Origin of the sequence: Pseudokineococcus marinus (assembly GCF_013004605.1) — a bacterium.
Taxonomy (GTDB): Bacteria; Actinomycetota; Actinomycetes; order Actinomycetales; family Quadrisphaeraceae; genus Pseudokineococcus; species Pseudokineococcus marinus.
In genome coordinates, this window is the sequence record NZ_JABEMA010000133.1 from 1 (window position 1) to 8,362 (window position 8,362).

4 protein-coding genes and 1 pseudogene are annotated in these 8,362 nt (G+C 76.7%); all 5 read left to right on the forward strand.

The features are described 5' to 3' along the window. The coding region (locus HLB09_RS09810) for a hypothetical protein (RefSeq protein WP_171203203.1) at positions 1-262 on the forward strand (262 nt) is incomplete at its 5' end. A gap of 135 nt (positions 263-397) precedes the next feature. Beyond that, a complete protein-coding gene (locus HLB09_RS09815; RefSeq protein WP_171203204.1) occupies positions 398-2,716 on the forward strand; it encodes a putative bifunctional diguanylate cyclase/phosphodiesterase in 2,319 nt (772 codons plus the stop codon). Positions 2,717-3,084: 368 nt separating this feature from the next. Beyond that, positions 3,085-4,800: a hypothetical protein gene (locus tag HLB09_RS09820; RefSeq protein ID WP_171203205.1), complete on the forward strand. Its 1,716-nt coding sequence runs from the start codon at positions 3,085-3,087 to the stop codon at positions 4,798-4,800. A gap of 74 nt (positions 4,801-4,874) precedes the next feature. Beyond that, positions 4,875-5,873 (forward strand): SDR family oxidoreductase, encoded by a 999-nt coding sequence (locus HLB09_RS09825; protein ID WP_171203206.1) that lies wholly within the window; start codon positions 4,875-4,877, stop codon positions 5,871-5,873. Positions 5,874-5,988: 115 nt separating this feature from the next. Continuing rightward, positions 5,989-8,362, forward strand: a pseudogene (locus tag HLB09_RS09830) (rhamnogalacturonan lyase); the annotation flags it as partial.

Here is an 8,362-nt window from a genome sequence, read left to right on the forward strand (position 1 = left end):
CGTCGTCGAGGACGCCGCCGCGCTCGGCGCCCGTCTGCGCGAGGGCCGGGCGGGGGAGCGCCTGCGCGTCCTCGGCGCCCTCGAGGACGCCGTCGCCACGGCGGCCGCCGAGGCGGGCACGAGCCTCGTCCCGGGCCCCGCGCTCGCCGCAGGCCGTCGCGAGCTGCTCACCGTCGTCCGCGAGCAGGCCGTGAGCCGCACGCGGCACCGCTTCGGGCACGTCCAGCGCCCGTCGCGCTCCCAGGACGCCGCCCAGGCCTGAGGGCGAGGTGGCAGCCCCTCGACGTGCTCTTCCACGACGAGGGGCTGCCACCTCCGCTCGTCCGAGGGGGCGCTCGTCTCTCCCCGGGCGCGGAGCGGACCTCAAGACCGCTCCCGCGCCTGCCGTTGGGGAGGCGTGGAGGTGTCGCGGCGCGAGCGCCGGTGGGTGCGCGCGTCGTGGGCGGTCGTCGTCGCCGGGGCCCTCGCGGCAGCCCTCGCGCTCGTCGTCCCGCCGCTGCGTGAGCCCCTGACCCTGCTGGCGGCGACCGGCGCGTCCGTCGGCACGATGCTGGGCCTCGTCCGTCACCGTCCTCGTGCCCGCCGCACCTGGACGCTCCTCGCCCTCATGGTCGTGCTGCTCTGCGCGGCGCTGGCCCTCCCCTCGCTCGGACCGGACGGCGTTCCCGCGGCCGTCGCCGCCTTCACCTGCGGCCAGGGCGTCGCGGCGGTGGCCGTCCTGGGGCTGCTGCGCCGACGCCCCACCGGGCGCCGGCGTCCTCGCGACGGGAGGAGCCCCGGGGGCGCGCCGCGCCGCGTGGAGCTCCTCGTCCTGGCGCTCGTCCTCGGCCTGACGGCGGCGCAGGTGGCGGCGCTGGCCCTGCCGACCGTCGGCCGCGAGCTCGGCCACGTCCTCCTCCCGAGCGCCAACATGGTCGTGCTCGGCGTCTGCCTGCGGTTCCTCGTCTCGAGGCGGGGCCTGACGCGGAGCACCCACCTCTTCCTCGCCGCGGCCGTGGCCATCAGCACCTACGACAACCTCCAGCCCGCCGCCGCGCACCGGGTGGCCCTGCCGGGGGACCCGCTGCAGGCGCTCGGCCTGCTCTGCCTCGCCCTCTTCACGGCCGCGGCCCTGCACCCCTCGGTGCACGAGGCGCTGACGCCCGAGGCGCTGCAGCGCCGTCGCGCGCCCTCCGCCGCCCTGCTCGGCCTGGCGCCGCTGCTCGCCGTGCCCGTGGGGCTCTGGTGGTTCGGGCGCTCGGCCCCGCCCGGGGCCGGGCTGCCCGTCGGCGCCTTCGTCGTCGTCGGAGCCGTCCTCGCCGCCCTCTGCCTCGTCCGCGGGTACCTCGCGCTGCGCGGCAGCGAGCACCTCGCCGAGCACGACCCGCTCACCGACCTGCTCGACCGGCGCGGCCTCGCCGCTGCGCACGCGCGGGCTCTCGAGGAGGGCGGGGCTCCCGCCCTGGTGCTCGTCGACGTCGACGACTTCAAGCAGGTCAACGACGCGCACGGCCACGACGCGGGGGACGCCCTGCTCCTCGAGGTCCGCGACCGGCTCCTCGCCGCGGTGGGGCCGCAGGGCGCCGTGGCGCGGCTGGGCGGCGACGAGTTCGTGCTGCTCGTCGCCTCCGACGCCGTGGACGAGGTGGTGGCGCGCGTCCTCGCCGAGCTGCGGCGCGACGCCGAGGTGGACGGGCTCGTCGTCGGCTGCACCGCGAGCCTCGGCGTCGTGCGTCCGGAGCCGGGCGAGGAGCTGGGGGTCGCGCTGACGCGGGCCGACGTCGCCCTCTACGCCGCCAAGGCCGCGGGCCGCGACCGGGCGGTCGGCTTCGAGCCGGCCCTGCAGGTCGCGGTGGCCGACCGTGTGCGGACCGGCTCGGAGGTGCGCTGCCTGCTCGCCGGGGAGCCCGGAGCGGGGGCGCTGGAGGTGCACTACCAGCCGCTCGTCGAGCTGGCGACGGACCGGGTGGCGGGCCTGGAGGCGCTCGTCCGCTGGCGCCACCCGGAGCGCGGCCTGCTCGCCCCGGGCGCCTTCCTCGACGTCGTCTCGAGCGGCGGGCTGGACGCCCGGCTGGACGCCGCCGTCGTCCGCGACGTCGTCGCCCAGCTGGCGGCCTGGCGGGCGCGGGGGACGGAGCCGCCGCCCGTGAGCGTCAACCTCACCGCGGGGAGCCTCGTCGTGCCGGGCCTCGCGCGGCAGGTCGTGGCCCGGCTCGCCTCCGCGCACGTGCCGGCCGGCCTCCTCGCCGTGGAGGTCACCGAGCACGAGCCGCTGCCCGAGGACGACGTCGTCGCGGAGAACCTCCTCGCGCTCGCAGCGGCCGGCGTCGCGGTGCACCTCGACGACTACGGGACCGGCTACACCTCCCTGGACTACCTGCACCGCTTCCCGGTCGAGGTGCTCAAGCTGGACCGCGCCGTCACCGCCACCGTGGTCGGGGAGCGGTGCTCGCCCGTCGTCGCCGGCCTCGTCGCGATGGCCCGCGTCGTGGCGCTCGACGTGCTCGCCGAGGGCGTCGAGAAGGCCGAGCAGCGCGACGCCCTCCTCGCGCTCGGCGTCCGCTACGGCCAGGGCTGGTTCTTCGGCCGGCCGGTGCCCGCGGCGGAGCTCGACCACCGGGCCCTCGGTCGGGTGGCGGCAGGGCCGCCCGTCCCCGTCCCCGTGCCCCGCGCCGGTGGGGCGAGGCCGAGCGCGGCCCGCCGTCGCGAGCAGCCACGTCCGCCACGGGCTCGCTGATCCGGCGCGAGCCGCGCCTCGACCCGGGCGGGGCCGCCGCCCGAGGTGACGGACGCGGACGTCGGCGGACCTCGCCCGTGCTCCGCCCTCGGCAGCGACGACGCGACGCGCGCGGGTGACGACGTCGACGCGTCCGAGGGACCTCACCGTCACGCCCGTGCGGCTCGGGCAGGCTGCCGCCCGTGGAGGGCGCGACGACCGGCCAGGCGGCGGACGACCGTGCGAGGGGCGGACCGGGCGCGCCTCCTCTCGCTGGACGCCGAGGCGGTCGAGCCGGGGCCGGCAGGGCGGCGGGGGCGGTCGCGCACGTCCGGTCGCGGGTGCACGGCCTGGTCCCCGTCGCCCTCCTGGTCGGAGGCGTCGTCACCGTGGTGCTCGCCCTCACGTCCTCCCACGGTCCCGGTCCGCAGACCCGTCCCTTCCTGCTCGGCGTGCTGGTGCTCCTGGCCGGCCTGGCGACGGCCAGCGGCCTGGTGGCCCTGAGGTGGCAGCACGAGGAGGTCCCCGGCCCTCGGGTCACCCTGGTGGTCGCCGCCGTCCTGGGCGCGGCAGCAACCGTCCTCACCGCCGTCGGACTGGTCGTCGACGTCGCCGGGGGGCTCGTCGACCCCGACGTGGTCCTGCTGCTCGTCGGCCTCCTCGCGGCGGCCACGGGCGTGGCGCTGCTGGGCCTCCGCGCGCCGGCCCGCGGCGGCACGTGGTCCCGGCCCGGCTCCGTCGCCCCGGTCGACGCCGCCGCGGTCGTGGTCGCCGTCCTCGTCGGCGCAGGTGCCGTCCTCCTCGTCGCCCAGGCGGTCGCGGCGGGGGTGGCGGCGATCCCGGTCCGCTCGACGACCGCCGAGGCCGCGGCCCCGACCCAGGGGCCCACCACGCCCCCCACGGGAGTCGCCTGGGAGCGCGACGTCGACGGGGACGCCGAGTCGCCGGGCACGGCGTTCAGCGCCACCAGTGTCGACGTCGTCGCTGCTGGTGGGGGCGTGGCCTACCGGACGGAGGCGGGTGTGGTCGCCCTGGACGGCCGCACCGGGCGCGAGCGCTGGCGTTTCGAGCTCGACGGCGCCGAGTCGCTGCAGCTGGAGGCCTCGCCGGGGGGCGGGACCGTCGCCGTCCTCCTGCAGTCGGGCAGCCGCGAGGACGGCGAGGACGGCGGGACCCGCCTCGTCGCCCTGGACGGAGCCACCGGCGAGCCGGTCGGAGCCGTGCACGGCCTCGAGTGGTCGAGCTGGGGAGGGATCCCCCTCGTGATGGCTGACACGCACCTGCTCGAGGACGAGGGCGACTGGTTCGAGACGGAGGGGCTGTCCGCACGGGCCGTCGACGGGACCGACGACTGGGCGTGGTCGGTCCCGCAGGGGTGCCGGCACTGGGGCACCGCTGCGACGGCGCCGGCCGTCGTCGTGCTGCTCATGTGCGAGGCGGGCCCTCGCGAGGTCGAGGTCCGCGTGCTGGGCTTGCGATCGGGCAGCGGCGAGGAGCTGTGGCGGACGGCGCGGACCGTGCCCTCGACGAAGGACTGGCAGTCGCCGGAGGCGCTCGTCCGCATCGGTGGCCCGTACGAGCGGGGAGCCCGGCTCCGCGCGTCCGCCGACGGCTCCGCCGTGCGGGTGGCGACCTCCGAGGACGGTGAGCAGCGGCTGCTGCACCTCGTGCTGGCGGCCGAGGACGGCCGCGTCGTCGCCGACGACGCGGCCTTCGAGGACCTGGACGTGAAGGGCTTCTCCGCAGCAGCGCTGTGGGGACGCCTCCTCGACGGCACGGTCGAGGACGAGTACTTCGGGGACCCCGCCGAGGACCTGACGTACGTCCGGCGATCCCGGGCCGGGGCCGACCAGGTCGTCACAGGCCTGTGCGCGCCCCCCGAGGCGGAGTGGCGAGGCGCCCTCCTCGCCACCTGCCGGCGCGGCGAGGGCGACACCCCTGTCGGGGTCCAGGTGGTGCCCTGGGAGGGTGGGGTCGTCCGGGTCATCGAGGGGCCGGTCGAGAGGGACGTGCCCTACGGCTACGACCGGCTGCTCTCCGCCCTGCCCGGCGTCGTCGTCGTGACGCCCGAGGGCGACCGGCAGGTCGTGACCGGGTTGGGGTGACCCTCGCCGACCACGTCGCCGGCGGCCGCGTCCGCACCGGGCCGGGAGCACGCCCCGCGCCTACGGTGAGGCAGATGAGCGCCCTCAAGGTCCTGTTCGTCGGCGGCAGCGGCATCATCAGCTCGGCCTGCTCGGCCCTCGCGGTCGAGCGGGGCATCGACCTCACGGTCCTCAACCGCGGCACGACGACGACGCGACCCCTGCCCGAGGGCGCCCGGGTGCTGCAGGCGGACGTCCGCGACCCCGCGTCCGTGCGGGGTGCGCTGGGCGACGAGGAGTTCGACGTCGTCGTCGACTGGGTCGCCTTCACCCCCGACCACGTGCGCACCGACGTCGACCTCTTCACCGGGCGCACCGGGCAGTACGTCTTCATCAGCTCGGCGTCGGCGTACCAGACGCCGCCCCTGCGGGTGCCCGTCGTCGAGTCGACGCCGCTGCGCAACCCCTTCTGGCAGTACAGCCGCGACAAGATCGCCTGCGAGGAGCTGCTCACGGCCGCCTACCGCGAGGACGGCTTCCCCGTGACGGTCGTGCGCCCCTCGCACACCTACGACAAAACCCTGCTGCCCTTCGACGGCGGGTGGACGGTCGTCGACCGCATGCGCCGCGGGAAGGAGGTCGTCGTGCACGGCGACGGGACGTCGCTGTGGACCCTGACGCACCACCGCGACTTCGCCCGGGGCTTCACCGGGCTGCTGGGGAACGAGCGCGCGCTGGGCGAGGCCGTGCACATCACCTCCGACGAGGCGCTGCCGTGGGACGCGATCTACCGGACCGTCGCGGCGGCGGCCGGGGTCGAGCCGCGGATCGTCCACGTGCCGTCGGACGCGATCGCGGCCGCCGACGAGGGCTGGGGCGCCGGGCTGCTCGGCGACAAGGCGCACTCGATGGTCTTCGACAACACCGTCCTCAAGACCCTCGTGCCGGGCTTCGCCGCGACGACCCCCTTCGCCCGGGGCGCCCGCGAGGTCGTCGAGTGGTACGACGCGGACCCCGCGCGCCAGGTCGTCGACCCGCACATGGACGGCGTGATGGACCGGCTCGTCGAGGCCTACCGGCCGCGCGCCCTCTGACGGCCCCGCTCGTCCCCGCCCGCCCCCACCGTGCGGCCCGTGGTCGAACACCCGTTCGACAGGGGGCTCGCGGCGGGGCACCATGGACCCGTGGCGGGCGGGATGACGGCCGGGCGCGGCGCTCGCCGTCCCCGGCTCCGCTCCGGCCGCCCCCGCCGCCGCGCCCACCGCCGACGCGGCCCAGGCCCGCCCCCAGCTGGAGCTGCTCGACCGCGGCCTCGTCGCCGCCGTCACGGACGACGGCGTCTTCCTGTCCTGGCGGCTCCTCGCCCCCGAGTCCCGCGCCGCCGGCGGGTCGCAGGAGGTGGACTTCCAGGTGCTCCGCGACGGCGAGCTGCTCGGCGTCGTCTCCGGCAGCACCAACTACCTGGACGCGGCGGGGTCCGCCGACGCGACGTACCGCGTCACCGCCGTCGTCGACGGGCGTCCCGTGGACCGCGGGGCGGAGGCGACGCCGTGGGGCGAGGCCGTGCTCGACGTCCCGCTGCGCAAGCCCGAGGGCGGCACGACGCCGGCGGGCGAGGCGTACACGTACTCGGCCAACGACCTCAGCGTCGGCGACGTGGACGGCGACGGGCAGTACGAGCTCATGGTCACGTGGTACCCGTCCAACGCCAAGGACGTGTCGCAGAAGGGCTACACCGGCCCGACGATGCTCGACACCTACCGGATGGACGGCACGCTGCTCGCGCGGGTCGACCTCGGCGTCAACATCCGCTCGGGCGCCCACTACGCCCAGCCCCTCGTCTACGACCTCGACGGCGACGGGCGGGCGGAGCTCCTCGTCAAGACGGCGCCCGGCACGCGGAGCACCACCTACCGCGACGGGCAGCCCGTGGGCGAGCGGTTCGTCACCATGCCGGAGGAGGACCTCGCCGCCGGGTGGTCGCACGACGACGACCTGCGGATGTCGGCCGAGCAGTACGCGTCGCACCTCGCCGACGTCTTCCAGGGCTGGGACACCCACCCCGAGGTCGTCGCCGGCCGGTGGCCCGCCACCGTCGAGGAGGCCCTCGGCGTCGAGGGCGACCCCGCCCCCTACCCGCTGTCGCGGGAGGACGCGGAGGCCCTCGTCGACCACTTCATCGACGTCTACGCGCCGGCGCGCAGCGGCCGCAACGACCTGAGGACCTTCGAGGGCTTCGTCCTCACGGGGCCCGAGTACCTCACCGCCTTCGACGCGGCGACGGGCGAGGAGCTCGACACCGTCCGGTACGAGCCCGGCCGCCACGACGACGGGCTGATGTGGGGCGACTACGCCATGTCCCGCATCGAGCCGGGCAACCGCGTCGACCGGTTCCTGTCGGGCATCGCCTACCTCGACGGCGACCGCCCGTCGGCCGTCCTCGGCCGCGGCTACTACACGCGCGCCGTCGTCGCGGCCGTGGACTGGGACGGGGAGTCCCTCACGACCCGCTGGACCGCCGACAGCGGCTGGACGCCGATGGCCAACCCCTTCGACGCCGGTCCGCACGGGACGGAGGGCACCAGCCCGGAGTGGGGCCGCCTCACGACGCAGGGCTTCCACTCCCTGTCGGCCGCCGACGTCGACGGCGACGGCCGGCACGAGGTCGTCTACGGCTCCGCGACGCTCGACGACGACGGCAGCCTGCTCTACAGCTCCTACGACGAGCTGCCCGAGGGCAGCGCCGACCCCGGGGCGCTCGCCAAGCTCGGGCACGGCGACGCCATGCACGTCACCGACATCGACCCGACGCGACCGGGCCTCGAGATCTTCACGGTCCACGAGGGCGGCGCCTACGCGCCGTACGGCTGGGCGCTGCGCGACGCGGCGATCGGCGAGGTGCTCGCCGGCGAGTACTCCGGGCGCGACACCGGACGCGGGATGGTCGGCGACGTCCTGCCCGAGCAGCCGGGCCTGGAGATGTGGGCGTCCGTGCCCGGCCAGCCGGCGGGGACGATCTTCACCGCGCAGGGCGCGCCCGTGCAGGGCCCCCGTCCCCTGGGGACGAACCAGAGCATCCGGTGGGCCGCCGACATGACGACGCAGGTCCTCGAGGGCTCGGGGGACGCGACGCCCACGGTGGTCGACGCCCGCCGCGGCGTGCTCCTCGAGGCCGACGGCACGCTGACGAACAACGGGACCAAGGGCAACGCCGGGCTCGTCGCCGACGTCGTGGGCGACTGGCGCGAGGAGCTCCTCCTGCGCACCGAGGACAGCACCGCGGTCCGGATGTTCCTCAGCACCGAGGTGACCGACCGCGGGATCCCGACCCTCATGCACGACCCGCAGTACCGCGCCGAGGTGGCCCGCCAGCAGACGAGCTACAACCAGCCGTCCTACCCGGGCTGGCACCTGGGGTCGGGCACCGACCCGGCCGACGTGCCCGTGGCCGACCTGCGGGCGCCGGGGGCGCTCGACGCGCTCGCCGACGTGCTCGCGGGCGAGGTGGCGAGCGGCGAGGTCACCGGCTCCACGGCCCGCCGGCTGGGCGCGGCGCTCGAGCAGGCGCAGCGGCACGACGCCG

Coding starts and splice junctions, on each gene's coding strand:
- HLB09_RS09825 (WP_171203206.1), top strand. CDS start 4,875: ATGAGCGCCCTCAAGGTCCTGTTCGTCGGCGGCAGCGGCATCATCAGC.